Below are 15,404 nucleotides of genomic sequence, written 5' to 3'. Positions count from 1 at the left end.
CCAGCCACAAATGCCTAAAATTCCGATTTTTTCTCTATCGACGAAGTCTTGCACGCCTAGATAATCCACGGCCGCGCTAAAATCTTCTGTGTTTATATCGGGGCTTGAAATGTCGCGCACATCGCCACCGCTCTCGCCTGTGAAACTTGGATCAAAGGCTAGGGTTACAAATCCTCGCTCGGCTAAGGTTTGTGCGTGAAGTCCGCTAGATTGCTCTTTGACTGCGCCATAAGGGCCAGAAATGGCGATTGCAGGGAGTTTGCCACTCATATTTTTTGGAGTGTATAAATCCGCAACGATTACAATTCCGTAACGATTTTTGAAGGCTACTTTTTTGTGATTTACTTTGTCGCTTTTTGCAAAGGTTTTATCCCACGCACTCACTACATTTTTTGGCATATCCGCTTCGCCTTTGGCACTTGCAGTGGTGGCTAAAATGGCTCCGAGAGCTAGTGAAATTAGGATTTTTTTCATATTTTCTCCTTGATTGAAATTTAGTGAGAAAATTTTAGCAAATTTAAGAAATTTTAGTTAGAAAGATTATCCAAATTTATTGCCTAATTCTGCAAATTTTAAAATTTATCTAGGGTTAAATTTTGAAATTTAACCCTAAAAATTTATAAAATTATCGCAAAAATTACGCCAAAGATGATTAGCGGGATATTGAAAAATATAAATGTCGGCACGCAGGTATCCCAGATATGGTTATGCTCGCCGTCGATGTTTAGCCCAGCAGTAGGGGCTAGTGTGCTATCGCTGGCTGGACTTCCAGCGTCCCCCAGACCTGCTGCCACACCGATGATAAAAATCGTCGCAGCCACGCTAAATCCAAGCTCGGCTGCCAAAGGACAATAAATCGTCGCGATAATCGGAATCGTGCCAAAGCTAGATCCGATTCCCATTGTTACAAGAAGCCCTATGCCTATCATTAGCACGGCTCCGCCGATTTTGCCACCGCTTAGGCTAGCCACTGCGCTTACTAGCTCGCCCACGCCGCCTGTTTCTTTGATAATCGTGCCAAATCCGCCAGCTACAAGCATCAAAAACGCGATGTATCCTAGCATATGCACGCCTTGGTCGAAAATACTATCTAGCTCGCCCCATGGAATACCGCCTAAAAGTAGCATTGTAAGGATTCCAGCCAGAGCTGCAAAGGGCATTGAGCCAGCGTCGATTTGGATTACCATGCTAAGGACTAGTTGAGCGATGAAGCACACTATAATCCCAGCCAGCACGCCCCATTCTCGTTTTTGCATTTTGAACTCCTCAAAATGCGCCTCAATGCTCTCTTTGGTTTGAGTATAGCTTCGTGGCTTGCGGTAGTAAAGCATGGCCAAAACAAGGCCAATTACCATAGGTATGGCACTCATCCACATGACCCCAGCGATATCGCTGATACCTACATCCATGCCGTTTTTGCTCATCTCTTTTTGGATAATTCCCATAAAAATCAGACCAAATCCCACAGGAAACGCCATATATGGGGTTTGCAAACCAAATGTCAGCGCGCAGGCTATGGCGCGGCGGTCGAGTTTTAGTGAGTTCATAATCTTTACAAGTGGCGGGATTAGAATCGGGATAAATGCGATATGAACAGGGATTAAATTTTGCGATAAACACGAAATAAAGGCAATCATAGCGATGAAAATAAATTTTTTATCGCTGATAAATCCAGCTACGCTTCGCACCAAAATCGCCGTTAAATTTGTCCGTGCTACGGCACTTGCGATGACACCAAGTAGGATATACGATAGCGCAGTTTCCAAGTTTCCGCCCATGCCGACACTGCCAGTTTGCGGGTTGCCGTTGATGAAATAGCCTATGGCGTCCATTAGCGGGATATGGCTAGTCAGTACCGCGCAAATCGCGCTGATTAGGATAGCTAGCATGACATTACAGCGAAGCAAACACAAAATACTCATCAAAAGTATGCTTAAAAACACTGGGTTGCTTAACATTTTTTGCCTTTGTGTGAAATTTGGGCAAATTATATTAAATTCAAGGCAAATTTACGCTAAAATCGTTCAAAAAAAGGAAAAATTTGCGTTATTTTTATTCATCATTTTTTATATTTTTTGTAGCAGTTTTGGTAGGATTTTGGCTAGGCGGGTTCGCTGGGGCGTATATTTGCGCGCTTTTATCGATTTTAGAAATCAGCCTTAGCTTCGATAATGCCGTGGTAAATGCCAAGGTCTTAACGGATATGAACGCGATTTGGCGCAAAAGGTTTATCGTGTGGGGCATACCTGTGGCGGTTTTTGGTATGAGGTTCGCATTTCCGATTATCATAGTAAGCGCTGCTTCGCATTTAGGGCTTTTTGAGAGCCTAAATTTGGCACTAAACAACCCTGCGCGGTATAGTGAAATTTTAGAAGAAAACAAAGACGGAATTTATATTTTTGGCGGGGCATTTTTGATGATGGTGTTTTTGAGCTTTTTCTTCGACGATGAGGATAGAGAGCCTTGGATACGGGTTTTAGAAGAAAATGCTTTGGTAAGAAGGCTCAAAAATTTCCCAAAATTTGAAATTTTACTCGCTGTGATTTTAGGCGCAGTTTTGGCTGTTTTAATCCCCTCAAAAACGGCGATTATTGCTTATTTTAGTGCGATAATTTTGTTTATTTTGATAAAGTCGTTTGATAAAATTTTCAGCTCTAATGGCGTGAGAAACGGCCTAAACGGCTTTATTTACCTAGAAATGCTGGACGCTAGTTTTAGCTTTGACGGCGTGATTGGGGCGTTTGCGCTAAGCAACAATATCTTTATCATCATGCTAGGACTTGGGGCTGGGGCGATGTTTGTGCGCTCACTCACGATATATTTGGTCGAGCGTGGCACGCTGGCGAAGTTTATTTTTTTAGAACACGGCGCGCATTATGCGATTGGCACGCTTGCAGCGATTATGTTTATCAAGCTCGAATTTGAAATCAGCGAGGTGATAACCGGCACACTGGGGATAATTTTTATTTTTTCTGCCTTTATTTGCTCGGTTTTGTATAACAGAAAAAATGGGTAAAATTCCGCAAAAATACTGACCTTGAATTTTATACTTGTAGATTGCCACGAATTTTGCTTACGCAAAATTCTCGCAATGACAAATTGAGCGTGCTGTTTGATTTGTCATTGCGAGCTTTCGCAGAAAGCGAAGCAATCCAGAAAAATTTAAATTTAAAATTCAACCTAAATTTAGCATTGAATTATTTTTTGAATTTAACCTGCGCCGTGAAATTCTCTGTAAGGGGGAAGGGGGCTTGAATTGCGAGGTCGCGCCCCTTCCCCCTTACAAACCCCCAACCCCCGACGACGCTTTTAAGGTGGCTAAATTTAAAGCTTCGCTTTAAATTTAGCTGGTTTGATTTTTACGGAAATGCTTCGCATTTCCTTGCAAATATAGCTTACACGGCGATTTTTGATGGCTCCATTGGTTTGCTGTAAAAAAATCCTTGCATGTATTTTATGCCCATGCTCTCCAAAATGGTCGAAATTTGGTGATTTTCGACATATTCTGCGATGATTTCGTAATTTCTGTTTTTCGCAAAGGCTGTGATAGTCTCCACGATCGCGCGCGAGCTCTCATCAGCTACGATATCTTTGATGAGTGCGCCATCGATTTTTATGAAATCCACATCCAGAGTCAAAACTCGGTAGTAGTTCGAATACCCCGAGCCAAAGTCGTCGATAGCTATCTTGCAGCCGCGGTTTTTGGCTGTGGCGATAAACTTTCGCAGGCTATCGTAATCGTCGAATTCCTCGCTCTCTAAAATTTCGATAAAGAGATTTTTCGCGTTTTTTGCCTTTGCTAATTTTTCTTCCAAAAGTGCGCGAATTTCGTTGTTTGCGATATCGAAAAACGACAAATTTATACTAAATTTCGAATTTGGGAAATTTTCGATTAGCCTAAATGCCTCCTCGATTACGATTTTTGTCAGCGAAGTGTAAAGTGAGGCCTGTTTTGCGACATCCATAAACTCGCCCGGGTGCCTAACCCTGCCAGAATCATCGATTAGACGGATTAAAATTTCATAGACAAGAGGGACGAAATTTGTCCTTTGCGTGCCGTATTCCCTGCCGTTTGGATCTGATTTTGAGATATCGAAAATCGGCTGGACTAGCACGAAGACATGGTTTGTTTTGATTGCTTGCTGGATTGTGTTTATCATAAGCTGGTTTTGGGTGTATTTTAGCTCGATCGGGTTGTTTGGGCGGTAATATTCCAAATTCTCGTTTTTTTGCTGTGCTTCATACATCGCCATGACCGCTTGAAACACCCTTGTGGCGCGATTATTGTCTTTGTTGCTACTTACGCCGGCCACGACATTTATCGTTATGCTTATATCGCCGGCTTTGGTTGCGATTTTGGTCTGTTGGTTTGTAAATTTTGCGATGATTTTGCGCACATGATTTGCGACAATAATTCTATTATCGATATTTTCTTTGCTAGCTTTATGAACGGGATAAAATAGGCAAAATTCATCGCCTTGCATACGAAATGGCTGGGCTGGGATTTTTTCTGTGACCAAAAACAAATCAAGCGACCTTGCAAATACCTTTATGATTTGGCTAGTAATATCGCTAGAATAAAATAGTCTAAGATTATCAAAATTCGCGATTGTTAGGTAGATGATATAGCCTTCTATCTCTGGTTTGATTATCCTTTCATTTAGGGCTAGTTCGCTACCGAAATTTGTCATTTTATCGACATAGCCTTGTTCGAGCAGGGTTTGCTCTGCTGCTGCTAGGCTAGCTTGCATAGCCTCATTTGGGCGCATATCTTTGATAAAAACGCCATAGTGCGGGTATTTGGAGTTTTCGTCTAATTTTGAGAGTTTTATTTTGGAGTTAATCGGCGTGCCATTTTTATCTAGCAAACGCAGCTGCTGCGTGAAATATCCAATCTTATCGCTTTCTTCTTTAAGTTTTTTTTCGAATTTGGCATGGTCCTCGCTAGCTGCGATTATGCCGATATCCTTGCCTTTTAGCTCGTCTAGTTTGTAGCCAAACATTTCGGTTGCTTGTTTGTTAGCGTATGTGATTTGAAATTTATGATTTAGCAAAAATACGGCGTTTTCGTCCCTATCGACTAGGGCTTTGTATGGGCGGAGTTTTTGTTTTTTGCTGATTGCGTCTGAATTTACCATGTAGGTGATGAGCAAAAATGTCAAAAATATCGCGGTAAAAACCATAGTCATTTCGGAAAATGAGTTATAAAATTCGGCGTTGAAATTCGCAAATTTTTCCCTTAAATCCTTAAATTTGCCGTTGATTGCGCTTTCATTTCGCGTGATAATCAAATTTAGCTTAGTGAGATTATCAAGCACCAAATTTGCGTTTTTTAAGAAATTTTGCTCGGTTAAATTTTGCGGAGTTATGTATTTTATTTTTTCTTTTATGGCGTAAATTTCGGTGTAGTTATTGTAGTTTAGCTGCGTGATTTGCGAGAAAATATTTACCACTTCGTAGCGTGAGTTTGGGTTGATGTATTTTTGCTCTATCGCGTGCAAGATGACGCTATTTTGCGAATTTAGCGCGCCTAGCTCGTCGATGAGTTTGATTTTTTCGGCAAAGGCTGTTTTTAGATACTCGACATCATTGCTAAATGAGTTATCCAAAATCAGCGGATTTTGCCCCAGCGTATCTAGGGTGTTATACACGACTTTCATATTTTCGTTAATCGAGCTAAAATCGCGGCTAGGTTTATCAGAGGCAAAGAGTGTATTTAGTCTAGTGTTCGCGTCATAAATCATCGTCATTTGGCGTGTTACGGCGTTGTAGTCGGAGACATTTTTTAGCGAGATAAAGTAACTTAGCGCGAAGCTAAGGCTTATTATCATGATAATACTCATGATTATCCAGTTTATGGTGTCTTTACTAATTTGGTTAAAATTTGAAAATAATTTTTTCATCATAACTCCTTATAATGTCGCCAAAAAATCCAGCAAATTTTGCAAATCATCATCATCTAAGCTGTAATCAAACACATCGCGGAACAAAAATTTAATCGAGCGCGCTAGCGAATACTCGCCGTTTATGTAAGGGGCTGTTTTGGTGATATTTCGCAGGGTCGGCACTCTTTTGTAAGTGTGGCTTCGATAGTTTGCAATCCTTGTGTTTGGGTTGAAATTCAGGTTTTTATTAGGCACTTTGGCGTATGAGTTGGTGCCTAAATTCGCGCCGTTGTGGCAATACGAACACAGCTCGATAAAGAGCAAATAGCCCTTAAATTCGCTTTCGCTGAATTTTTCCTCATCGCGCAAAACGCGGTCAAATTTAGAATTTATCGTGGTTTTTGATTTCAGATACTCGCCCAAGGCATCGACGAAATTTTCGAAATTTGCCTTGCCATAGAGTTTTTTAAATTCGCGTTTGTAGGCTAAATTTTGGGTGATTATCGCCTCGATTTTCTCTTTTGATGAGGCTAACTCTTTGGGGCTTAAAACCGAGGTTTTAATGCGCTCATTTAGGCTAGGGAAAAAGTTTCCACCCGAGTATCGCTCGATATAATAAGCGTTTAGGATTGTGGGGATTTCGCCATTTCGCACGCTAGCGCCCGATGAGTTTAGGTATAGATTGTGGCAGCTATCGCAAGAGCGCTTTTGCTCGCTAAATTTAGCGTCGCGGTAAAGCTTCATGCCAAGGCTAGCTTTTTCGGGGCTAAACGCTGGCATTTTCAGCGGTGTGAAAATATCATCGCAAATGCCTAAAATAGGGACAATGCTAAATAATAAAAGCTTTGAAAGTAGCGTTGATTTCATCTGTGATAATCCCATTTTTTACCTGTTTTTCCAAAAGATTTTCTAGCGTCTTTTCGCTGATATTTGCGCCATTTACCCCCAAATGCCACAGCGCATTTTGCACTGCTTGGCTTAAATTTCGCCTTTGTATGCGCCTTTCGCTAATCTCGCGCGATTTGTAAGGGATATTTTTGTTTTTTAAATTTAACTCGAAATTTTGCGTGGTTAAATTTAGACTAGATTTTTTTATCCCAAAATGCGCGAAAATCGGCGATAACATCGAGGAATTTCGCTCGCTCGCCCAATTTACATAAATTTTGCGTTTTGCTAGATTTAAAAACATATCAAAGTCCTGCTTGGTGCGCAGTGCAGGGCTCATACTTAAAAACGCAATGTCAAATTTAAGCTCATTTTTCTGGGTAAAATTCGCAAAATCATCGTTTATGATTTGCTCGACTTTAATGCCATATTTTTGCGCGCTGATTTTAAGAGCACCAAGCATTGCCTTCGCGCTATCAAGAGCGTAAAGCCTAGCGCCCAAAGTAGCGATATATAGCGAATACACGCCAGTTCCTGCGCCTATGTCGATGACGCTTTTGCCTGCAAAATTTATGCCCTCATCTTCGATAAATTTAAATAAATTTTGTCCAAATTCATTTAAATTTGTATCGAATTTAGCGTAAGTTTCGGCTTTTTTGTCCCAGATATTTTCCATAACGACCTCAAATTCTCGCAATAATACCAAAATTTCTATTATAAATGATATAATCGTCAGTTTTACAAGGAGAATTTATGAAAATTTTGCCCAAATTTTTGATAATCCCATTTTTATTTAGCGCAAATTTCGCCCAAGATTTGGCGCAAATTAGCGTAACAATCGAGCCTGTGAGATATTTCGCGCAAAAAATCGCAGATGATGATTTTGTGATAAAAAGCGTCGTGGATAAGAGCGCAGATCCCCACACATACGAGCCCAAACCCGCCACAATGCGTGATATCGCAAAGAGCGTGGCGTATTTTGGGATAGGCACGGAGTTTGATGAGGTGTGGCTAAAAAGGTTTAGCGCAAACGCTAGCGGGGTAAAATTTTATGATTTAAGCGCAGGGATAGAGAAGGTAAATTTTGAAAATTTGGGTGAAACGCACGAGGAAGTTGGCGAGGGTGATACTCACGCCGAAAAACACGAGGAGCAGGGCGAGCACGCCGAACACGCCCACGACGGAGCCGATCCACACATTTGGCTAGATCCGATTTTGGTAAAACAAATTTCGCAAAATATCGCTAAAAATTTATGCGAACTAAATGGCGCAAACTGCGCCAAATACGAGCAAAATTTGGCTAAATTTGAAGCTGAATTAGACGAGCTTCACGCTTATGCCTTGCAAAATTTATCAAATTCATCTGGGGCGAAATTTATCATCTATCACCCTACACTTGGGTATTTCGCGCGCAGGTATAATCTCACTCAAATCGCAGTCGAGCAAGGTGGGGGCGAGCCAAAACCGGCTGATTTGGCGGATTTGATAAAGCTAGCAAATGATGAAAAAATTGGCGTGATTTTCACTAGCCCGCAGTTTGCAAGCAAGGCAGCGCAAATCCTAGCCACCCAAACAGGTGCAAAGCTCACACAAATCGATTTTTTAAGCTATGAGTGGCAAAGCGAGCTTAAAAAATTAATAGATGAAATATCGGCTGCGGGGGCGCAAAAATGAGCGCCGTAAAGCTTAGCAACCTTTCGTTTTCTTACGAAAAGCGCCAAATTTTAAATTCGATAAATTTAGAGTATGAAATCAACGATTTTTTATCAATTTTTGGCCCCAATGGCAGTGGCAAAAGCACGCTTTTGCGCCTGATTTTGGGACTTTTAAGGCCAGATAGTGGCAAAATCGAGGTGCTTGGCAAATCCCCGATCGCAGCTAGGAAGCAAATCGGCTATGTGCCCCAATTCATCGCTATTAACAAAAGCTTTCCAATCAGCGTGGCTGATGTGGTTTTAATGGGGCTAATAGATAAAAAAATTTTTGGATTTTACACCAAAAAAGATCGCCTAAAAGCCCTTGAAGCCTTGGAGCGAGTGGGTATGAGAGATCTTGGCGAGGCAAAAATCAGCGAGCTAAGTGGCGGTCAAAGACAGCGAGTCTATATCGCGCGCGCTCTGTGCGCAAATGCGAAAATTTTGCTTTTGGATGAACCTTTGGCTAGTATCGATACTATGGGGCAGGTGCAGATTTATGAGCTACTAAAAAGCCTAAATTCAGAGGGCACGGGCATTATTATGATTAGCCATGATCTAAATTTGGCGCTAAATTACGCAAACCGCGCTGTTTATGTCAGTGGTGGTTCGCTTCACATGCACAGCGTGCATCCGAGTGGGAGGGCGAAGTTTTTAAAACACCTGCGCGAGGAGCATGGGCATTTTTGCTCGGTCGAGCTTGCGCTAAATGACTGCCACTGCGGGGATGAGCATGAGTGAAATTTTGGCTTTGGAATTTATGCGAAATGCCCTAATAGGCGCACTTTTAGTCAGCGTGATTTGTGGCGTGATAGGCTCATTGATCGTCATAAATAAAATGAGCTTTATCGCCGGTGGAATCGCGCACGGGGCGTATGGTGGGGTCGGTATGGCGATATATTTTGGATTTTCGCCGCTTTTGGGCGCGAGCGTGTTTTCGCTTGTGCTAGCTTTGATAATCGCTTATATCACGGCTAGAAATAACGAGCGATTTGACGCCATAATTGGCGCAATTTGGGCTTTTGGTATGGCTCTGGGGATTATTTTTGCTGACCTTGCGCCGGGTTATAAAAGCGATTTGATGAGCTTTTTGTTTGGCTCGATTTTGGCTATTGATAGCGCGACCTTGAATTTCACTCTCATTTGCGACGCTGTTTTTGTGCTGATTATAATCTGTTTTTATAGGCAGTTTTTGGCGATTAGCTTCGATAGGGAGTTTGCCACGCTTCGTGGGGTAAATACGAGCGTGTTTTATTATGTTTTGGTGATAATGGCGAGCTTTGCGATTGTGAGCGCAATCCAGATTGTGGGGCTGATACTAGTCATTTCGCTGATGACGATCCCGCCATTTATCGCGGAGAAAATTTCGAAAAATTTAGGCATTATGATGATAAGTGCTGTGATAATTTCTGCGATTTTTTGCCTTAGTGGGCTAGCGCTAAGCTATTTTTACAATCTCACAAGCGGTGCGGCGATAATTTTAATCGCTTCGGTCTGCTTTTTCGCCACTGCGCTTATTGCGAAATTTCGCGCTTAAAATCCCGCCAAGCTCGCTTAGTAAAATTCCTGCTAGTATGAGCCCTGCGCCCGTGATTTGAAGCGGGCTTAACTTTTCGCCAAAAATGTATCCTAGCACGCCAGCCCCAAGTGGTTCGAGTGTGAAAATAAGCACCGTTTTAATCTCGCTGACGCCCTTTTCTTGGGCTAGTGTTTGGATAAAAAATGCAAAAACGGTGGCGAAAATCGAGGTTAAAATCAGGGCAAAAATGAAGTCAAATTTGAAGGAAAATGTCAAATTTCCGATTAAATTTATGGAATTTGCGAAATTTTCGTGCGGTGTGGAAATCGCGGCAAAAAGCGTGCAAACACTCACGCAAACAAACTGCATTACCACAAAGCCGTGCAGGTTGCACCTCCTAGCGCAAACGCCGGTAAATACGATGTGTAGGGCATACATAAAAGCAGAAATCAGCGTGAGTTGCTCGCCAAGGTTAAAGCCAACATTGCTAGCCCCACTTAGAAAAAACAGCCCCAAAACTGCCACGCCAGCGCCCAAAAAAGCGAAAATTCCGACACTTTTGCGAAAAAACGCATACATCATAAATGGCACCATAATGACATTAAGCCCCAAAATAAAGGCTACCGATGATGATAGAGTGTAGCGCAGGGCAAAGGTCTGACAGGTAAAGTCAAAAAAGAGCATTAGCCCACAAAAAATACCGAAAAATATGGTTTTTGTGTCGAATTTAGGCTTAAATTTCAGGCTCGCAAGATACATAAAAACGCTAGCGAGCAAAAATCTCCAAAACAAAAAGCTAAAAATATCGGCATTTGCAGTGGCGCGCTGGACGGGGATAAATGTGCTACCCCAAATTAGCGCGACGCAAATTAGGGCAAACTCCCAAATAAGGGTTGAATTTGGCTGGTTAAATTTAGAGCGCATAAGCTAGCGAATAGTTTTTAGGATATTAAACATCGCCTCTGTGCTGTTGCGAAATTCGCGTTCGTGAGCGACTAGTTTATCAAAGGCGTCGTTTAAAAACTCGCTTGTAAATTCGTTCGCAAAATCATCACCGATCTCGCTTCCTGTGGCGTTTTTGTAGCTTTTGGCAAAGCTTGTGTCGCTGGCAAGGTTTTCGATATTTGGGCGCAAGGCGGCGTAAATTTCATTAAAGGCATTAACTCTCATATAATGCGCTAGGCTTAGCTCGCCACGCATTATGGCCTGCGTGGAGTTTTCGTCCATAGCTGAGATTTTGGATTGCAAAATTTGCTTTAAATTTGGGATTGCAGGGGTTAGGCTTTGGGTTAGTGAGCGACGCATAGTGCGCGCAGTAGGGGAGTTTGGGCTCGTTTTTTTAGCGATGAAATTTGGCAAATCCAGCTCGTATTGCGTTATGCCTGATTTGGCGTATTCTCTCGCGGCGCGCTCGATGAGCGAATTTAGCGATTTTTTGAAATTTTCGCTGTCGCCGACATTGGCGCTTATCATCACATCTAGTCCCTTTACAGCGACCTCTTCCCAACTAGCCATTAAAAAAAATGGCGCGAAAATCAAAATAATTTTTTTAAGCAAAATTTGCCCCCATAAAAAATTTCGCTATTTTATGGCAAAAAATTTAATGTTTATTCAATGCGATTTAAAATTTTAATCAAAAAGTGTCGGCTCTAAGGCTTTGAGGCGATATGATTTGCGGTGAAATTCTGTGTAGCCAAATTTTTTAATCGCCTCGATATGGGCTTTTGCGCCGTATCCTTTGTTTTTTGCAAAGCCGTATTGCGGGCAAGTTTTTGCGATTTCTCTCATTTTGCGATCGCGCGTAACCTTCGCTAAAATCGAGGCTGCGCTTACCTCTGCGATTTTGGCGTCAGCCCCCACCATGGTGCGAAATCCACTTGCGCCAAATTTGGAATTTCCGTCAAAAATAATGTCGAAATTTTGCTCCCCAAAGTGCGCCACAATCTTTTCAAGCGCAGTTTTTAAACACGCGCTAAGCCCCATTTCATCGACATTGGCGCTAGAAAATTCGACTATTTTAAAATTTGAGTTTTTTATGATTTTTTCAAATAGTTCTTCGCGTTTTTTTTCGCTTAGTTTTTTGCTGTCATTTAGCCCTGAAATTTGGGCATGCAAAACACAGCCTGCCACGCACAAAGGCCCTGCGATACAGCCTCGCCCAGCCTCGTCGATACCGCAAATCTCAGCCATTATTGCTTTTCCTCACAGCTGCTGTGTGGGTTAGGATATCGTGCAGACAGAGCCTATCTTTGCGAAAAAAGCAGATTAATAACCCAATCATGCTAAATCCCGCCAAAATAAAGCACAAAAAGCGCAAAAACGCGCGAAAAAATGAAATTTTGCGCCCCGAGCGAAGATCGATAAGATAGATATTTGAAAATTTATAGCCCGGGCTTTGGGCTGATTTGGCGTAAAAAACCGCGCAAATTGCCCCGTAAGCTAGCCAGATTAGCGCGATTGCGATTTGGTTACTTTGAAAAGCCTCTTTCGAGCCCAAAACAAGGTAGGTTGTGATATAAAAAAGTGGCATTGCGATGAAAAACATATCGACGATAAAGGCCTTTACGCGTAAAAACACTGGCGCGATTACCGCTTTTTGCTTTGCCACTTAAATTTCCTTGAATAAATTTGCATTTCGCGCGAAATTTAGTTTCCGCGCGAACCAGGTTTGATTGCCACGCTTCCGTTTTTGCAAAGCGGGCAGGAATTTGGCTCGTAAATTTCGAAGCTGAAATTTCCAAGCGTAAAAAGTGGTTTATCAAATGGAAGTTTGCAACTTTCATGGCGCGAGTTGCCTAAATTTGCCACTGCGCAAAATCCGCGGTTTGCAAGGGCTGCAAAAGCTACAACCTCGCCACCAAGGCTTTCGATGATTTTCGCACTCTCTAAGGCAGAGCCGCCTGTGGTGATGATATCTTCGCAGATTACAAATTTTTCGCCCTTTTTGACTTCAAAACCGCGTCTTAGGCTCATAACCTTTTCGACGCGCTCAGTGAAAATAAAGCGTTTGCCTGCTTGCTTGGCTAGCTCGTAACCAGCCAAAATTCCGCCAAGTGCTGGCGAGCAGACGCTATCATAGCTAATGCCAGCATCTTTTATGACGCCCGCTAGCTGGCTTGCTAACTCCCCGGCTAGGGCAGGGTTTTCTAAAACTTTTGCGCTTTGGAGGTAGTATTCGGAGTGGTTTCCGCTACTGAGCAAAAAATGCCCGTGCAAATACGCGCCGTTTTCTTTGTAAATTTTTTCGATTTCCATTATCAAACCTTCAATAACTCTGCCTCTTTGGCTTTTACGGTTTCATCGATTTTGGCTGAATAGTTATCGGTGATTTTTTGCACTTCATCGTAGCCTTTTTTAGCGTCATCTTCGCTAATAGCTTTGTCTTTTTCTAGTTTTTTAACCTCGTCGTTCGCGTCTTTTCTGATATTTCTAATGCTGATTTTTGCCTTTTCGCCCATTGCTTTGGCTTTTTTGGCGTTTTCTTGTCTTTGTTCTACCGTCATCGGTGGAAAAAACAGCTTCACAGCCTCGCCGTCGTTGTTCGGATTTACGCCGATATTTGCCGCTGCAATCGCGCTTTCAATCGTTTTTAGCATTGGTTTTTCCCAGGGCGTGATAGTAATCGTAACAGCGTCTGTCGCCAAAACGGTAGCGACTTGATTGAGTGGAGTTTGGCTTCCGTAGTAATCAACCGTAATGTGGTCTAGGATATTTATATTTACCTTGCCAGTGCGAAGTGTCCCAAAGTCCTTTTTAAGGGCTTCAATAGCTTTGTCGCAGTGCGATTTCTGGTCTTTATAAATAGAATCTAACATTAAAATCCTTTGTAAGAAAAATTTGTGAATTGTAGCGTAAAAAAAATAAGAGTTGCATTTAAAAATGCGAAATTTGACATTTTTAAATGCAAAAATTTAGAATTATTTTGATTGATTTTGATCGCTTAGAGTTTTGAGAGCCTCTGTGGCGTTGCCCTCGATTGCTGCGCCAAGCTCGCTAGCTTTTTGTTCGATTTTTTCGCTAGCTTGTGAGATATTGTTTTCTACGCCCTCTATGCTTTGTTTTACAGCTTCTACTGCCGCGCTAGCGTTGTTTTCAACTGCTTCTGAAATTTTTTCTGCTCCACTTTGCAAAGCATTAGCTGCGTTATCAAACGAAGGTTTTATATTTAAGCTATTTGCCTTTGGTGCGCTTGGCACGGCTGGAACGGCGTTTTTCGGCGCTTCGCTTTGTTTTTGTTCTACTTTGACGCGGTCGATTACTGATGATTTTGCGTCTTGTTGATAAAAATATGCCAAAGCAAGAGTGTTTGCCACAAATAAAATTCCCATAAACGCTGTAAATTTAGCCAAAAATCCAGCAGGTCCCTTTGCGCCAAATAGGCTTTCGTTGCTTCCGCTATATGCGCCAAGACCGATAGATGAGCTTTTTTGTAACAATACGGCGATTGTTATTACGATAGCAAAAATTACTTGTAAAACCAAAAATAAAGTAGTCACAATATTAACCTTTGAAAAAAATTGAATTTGGCATTATAATGAAAAAAATATAAATTTTAAGTTAAGGGCGCCAAATTTGCGCCCTAAATTTTAATCCCTGTTTGCAAAACCAAGGATATTTAGAAGTGACATAAAAAGGTTGTAGATATTTAGATACATACCCACAGCTGCCATGATTGGCGAAGTATAGACGCCGTTGATGATGTTTTTGGTATCATAGATGATATAAAACGAAAACAAAAGCGCGCTAAAACCAGAAATTCCTAGGCTCACAAGCGAACTTTTGAAGAAAAAGTAGTTCAAAAATCCGATGATAATCACTGCGATTAGCGAGATAAATAGCGGTTTGCCCCAGCTATCGACATTGACTTTTGAGTTCATCGCATACACAGTAAGTGCGCCAAATGTAACCGCAGTAGCCACGAAAGCTTGTGTTACCACGCCGCCCATACCAGCACCGATATAAAGCGATAAAACCTTACCTAGCGTAAGACCTGTGATAAATGTAAAGGCAAAAAGCAAAACCAACGCAAGGCTGTTAGCTCCGCGATTGACGGCAAATTGCATTGCAAAAATCAAACCAATCATCAAAATAAAATATAGCAACGGATTTAGCCCCATTGCTACGCCTGTGCTCATCGCTACATACGCACCAGCGGCGGCTGCGACCATAGAAGCTGTTAAAAGAGCGTAAGTTTCTTTGATGAGTTTGCTAACTCTGCCTTGCTCTAATGGCGCATCGTAGCTCGCGTCGTATTCGCTAGTAAGATGATTTCTATCGTAAAGACTCATTTTCTCTCCTTTTTTTGATTTTGGGTAGGGAGTTTAGCAAAATTTTACCAAATATATAATAAATAGCTAAAATTTTTTCTATTTAAAAAAGCAATATATAATCAGCCGTTTTTTAAAAAGGAGAGAATTTTGG

The 15,404-nt window shown here is 41.8% G+C and carries 16 protein-coding genes and 1 pseudogene; 4 read left to right on the top strand and 13 right to left on the bottom strand.

Annotated features, from left to right (window positions below; genetic code table 11):
• A partial coding sequence (locus tag OFN73_RS07550; RefSeq protein ID WP_270862909.1) for an alpha/beta hydrolase occupies nucleotides 1–399 on the bottom strand: 399 nt, incomplete at its 3' end.
• Nucleotides 400–617: 218 nt separating this feature from the next.
• Complete coding sequence (locus tag OFN73_RS07545) at nucleotides 618–1,958, bottom strand: Na+/H+ antiporter family protein (protein ID WP_270858651.1); 1,341 nt, start codon at nucleotides 1,956–1,958, stop codon at nucleotides 618–620.
• Nucleotides 1,959–2,041: 83 nt separating this feature from the next.
• Here OFN73_RS07545 and OFN73_RS07540 point away from each other — a divergent pair, with 83 nt between their 5' ends.
• Nucleotides 2,042–3,016: a DUF475 domain-containing protein gene (locus OFN73_RS07540; RefSeq protein ID WP_270862907.1), complete on the top strand. Its 975-nt coding sequence runs from the start codon at nucleotides 2,042–2,044 to the stop codon at nucleotides 3,014–3,016.
• A gap of 379 nt (nucleotides 3,017–3,395) precedes the next feature.
• On the opposite strand, the gene OFN73_RS07535 is transcribed toward OFN73_RS07540, so the two are convergent.
• The 3 genes from OFN73_RS07535 to OFN73_RS07525 are packed head-to-tail and all read right to left on the bottom strand — an operon-like array spanning nucleotide 3,396 to nucleotide 7,446.
• Complete coding sequence (locus OFN73_RS07535) at nucleotides 3,396–5,903, bottom strand: sensor domain-containing phosphodiesterase (RefSeq protein WP_270862906.1); 2,508 nt, start codon at nucleotides 5,901–5,903, stop codon at nucleotides 3,396–3,398.
• A gap of 9 nt (nucleotides 5,904–5,912) precedes the next feature.
• A complete protein-coding gene (locus OFN73_RS07530) occupies nucleotides 5,913–6,752 on the bottom strand; it encodes a cytochrome-c peroxidase (RefSeq protein WP_270862905.1) in 840 nt (279 codons plus the stop codon).
• On the bottom strand, nucleotides 6,715–7,446 hold the full coding sequence (locus tag OFN73_RS07525; RefSeq protein ID WP_270862904.1) for a class I SAM-dependent methyltransferase: 732 nt from the start codon (nucleotides 7,444–7,446) through the stop codon (nucleotides 6,715–6,717). The genes OFN73_RS07530 and OFN73_RS07525 overlap by 38 nt, the downstream gene beginning before the upstream one ends.
• 77 nt (nucleotides 7,447–7,523) lie before the next feature.
• On the opposite strand from OFN73_RS07525, the gene OFN73_RS07520 reads away from it, so the two are divergent.
• From OFN73_RS07520 to OFN73_RS07510, 3 genes are read left to right on the top strand one after another with little or no spacing between them, the layout of a single operon-like run.
• On the top strand, nucleotides 7,524–8,444 hold the full coding sequence (locus tag OFN73_RS07520) for a metal ABC transporter solute-binding protein, Zn/Mn family (protein WP_270862903.1): 921 nt from the start codon (nucleotides 7,524–7,526) through the stop codon (nucleotides 8,442–8,444).
• Nucleotides 8,441–9,205 (top strand): metal ABC transporter ATP-binding protein, encoded by a 765-nt coding sequence (locus tag OFN73_RS07515; RefSeq protein WP_270862902.1) that lies wholly within the window; start codon nucleotides 8,441–8,443, stop codon nucleotides 9,203–9,205. Before OFN73_RS07520 ends, OFN73_RS07515 begins: the two co-directional genes overlap by 4 nt.
• Nucleotides 9,198–10,001, top strand: coding sequence for a metal ABC transporter permease (locus OFN73_RS07510; protein WP_270858658.1), 804 nt, complete (start codon nucleotides 9,198–9,200; stop codon nucleotides 9,999–10,001). Before OFN73_RS07515 ends, OFN73_RS07510 begins: the two co-directional genes overlap by 8 nt.
• Here the strand turns inward: OFN73_RS07510 and OFN73_RS07505 are convergent.
• From OFN73_RS07505 to OFN73_RS07470, 8 genes and pseudogenes are all read right to left on the bottom strand, one after another.
• Nucleotides 9,945–10,907 (bottom strand): DMT family transporter, encoded by a 963-nt coding sequence (locus tag OFN73_RS07505; RefSeq protein ID WP_270862901.1) that lies wholly within the window; start codon nucleotides 10,905–10,907, stop codon nucleotides 9,945–9,947. The two genes, OFN73_RS07510 and OFN73_RS07505, sit on opposite strands and share 57 nt — an antisense overlap.
• Nucleotides 10,908–10,910: 3 nt before the next feature.
• Nucleotides 10,911–11,540 carry a DUF4197 family protein gene (locus OFN73_RS07500; RefSeq protein WP_270862900.1) on the bottom strand — a complete coding sequence of 210 codons (630 nt, stop codon included), beginning with the start codon at nucleotides 11,538–11,540 and terminating at the stop codon, nucleotides 10,911–10,913.
• 72 nt (nucleotides 11,541–11,612) lie between these two features.
• Nucleotides 11,613–12,173 carry a ribonuclease HII gene (locus OFN73_RS07495; protein ID WP_270862899.1) on the bottom strand — a complete coding sequence of 187 codons (561 nt, stop codon included), beginning with the start codon at nucleotides 12,171–12,173 and terminating at the stop codon, nucleotides 11,613–11,615.
• The gene (locus OFN73_RS07490) at nucleotides 12,166–12,591 is read right to left on the bottom strand and encodes an RDD family protein (RefSeq protein ID WP_270862898.1); all 426 of its coding nucleotides are present in this window, start codon (nucleotides 12,589–12,591) and stop codon (nucleotides 12,166–12,168) included. Before OFN73_RS07490 ends, OFN73_RS07495 begins: the two co-directional genes overlap by 8 nt.
• Before the next feature lie 38 nt (nucleotides 12,592–12,629).
• Nucleotides 12,630–13,238 carry an orotate phosphoribosyltransferase gene (gene pyrE / locus OFN73_RS07485; RefSeq protein WP_270862897.1) on the bottom strand — a complete coding sequence of 203 codons (609 nt, stop codon included), beginning with the start codon at nucleotides 13,236–13,238 and terminating at the stop codon, nucleotides 12,630–12,632.
• A gap of 2 nt (nucleotides 13,239–13,240) precedes the next feature.
• Entirely contained in the window at nucleotides 13,241–13,798 is a 558-nt protein-coding gene (gene frr, locus OFN73_RS07480) for a ribosome recycling factor (RefSeq protein WP_270858664.1), read from the bottom strand.
• A gap of 360 nt (nucleotides 13,799–14,158) precedes the next feature.
• Nucleotides 14,159–14,479 (bottom strand): annotated as a pseudogene (gene secG / locus OFN73_RS07475) (preprotein translocase subunit SecG); the annotation flags it as partial.
• A 90-nt stretch (nucleotides 14,480–14,569) separates the two neighbouring features.
• Nucleotides 14,570–15,271 (bottom strand): Bax inhibitor-1/YccA family protein, encoded by a 702-nt coding sequence (locus OFN73_RS07470; protein WP_270862896.1) that lies wholly within the window; start codon nucleotides 15,269–15,271, stop codon nucleotides 14,570–14,572.
• Nucleotides 15,272–15,404 lie beyond the last annotated feature (133 nt).

It is taken from the genome of Campylobacter sp. JMF_14 EL1, assembly GCF_027737585.1.
In the GTDB taxonomy this organism is placed as follows: Bacteria; Campylobacterota; Campylobacteria; order Campylobacterales; family Campylobacteraceae; genus Campylobacter_B.
The sequence above is the reverse complement of the archived record's forward strand: the minus strand, read 5'-3'. Positions and strand labels throughout refer to the sequence as shown.

Bases quoted from the DNA above. Each gene is read 5' to 3' on its own strand.
- OFN73_RS07515 (WP_270862902.1), top strand. From the start codon at position 8,441: ATGAGCGCCGTAAAGCTTAGCAACCTTTCGTTTTCTTACGAAAAGCGC.
- OFN73_RS07525 (WP_270862904.1), bottom strand. From the start codon at position 7,446: ATGGAAAATATCTGGGACAAAAAAGCCGAAACTTACGCTAAATTCGAT.
- frr (WP_270858664.1), bottom strand. From the start codon at position 13,798: ATGTTAGATTCTATTTATAAAGACCAGAAATCGCACTGCGACAAAGCT.
- OFN73_RS07505 (WP_270862901.1), bottom strand. From the start codon at position 10,907: ATGCGCTCTAAATTTAACCAGCCAAATTCAACCCTTATTTGGGAGTTT.
- OFN73_RS07530 (WP_270862905.1), bottom strand. From the start codon at position 6,752: ATGAAATCAACGCTACTTTCAAAGCTTTTATTATTTAGCATTGTCCCT.
- pyrE (WP_270862897.1), bottom strand. From the start codon at position 13,238: ATGGAAATCGAAAAAATTTACAAAGAAAACGGCGCGTATTTGCACGGG.
- OFN73_RS07495 (WP_270862899.1), bottom strand. From the start codon at position 12,173: ATGGCTGAGATTTGCGGTATCGACGAGGCTGGGCGAGGCTGTATCGCA.
- OFN73_RS07545 (WP_270858651.1), bottom strand. From the start codon at position 1,958: ATGTTAAGCAACCCAGTGTTTTTAAGCATACTTTTGATGAGTATTTTG.
- OFN73_RS07520 (WP_270862903.1), top strand. From the start codon at position 7,524: ATGAAAATTTTGCCCAAATTTTTGATAATCCCATTTTTATTTAGCGCA.
- OFN73_RS07510 (WP_270858658.1), top strand. From the start codon at position 9,198: ATGAGTGAAATTTTGGCTTTGGAATTTATGCGAAATGCCCTAATAGGC.
- OFN73_RS07470 (WP_270862896.1), bottom strand. From the start codon at position 15,271: ATGAGTCTTTACGATAGAAATCATCTTACTAGCGAATACGACGCGAGC.
- OFN73_RS07535 (WP_270862906.1), bottom strand. From the start codon at position 5,903: ATGAAAAAATTATTTTCAAATTTTAACCAAATTAGTAAAGACACCATA.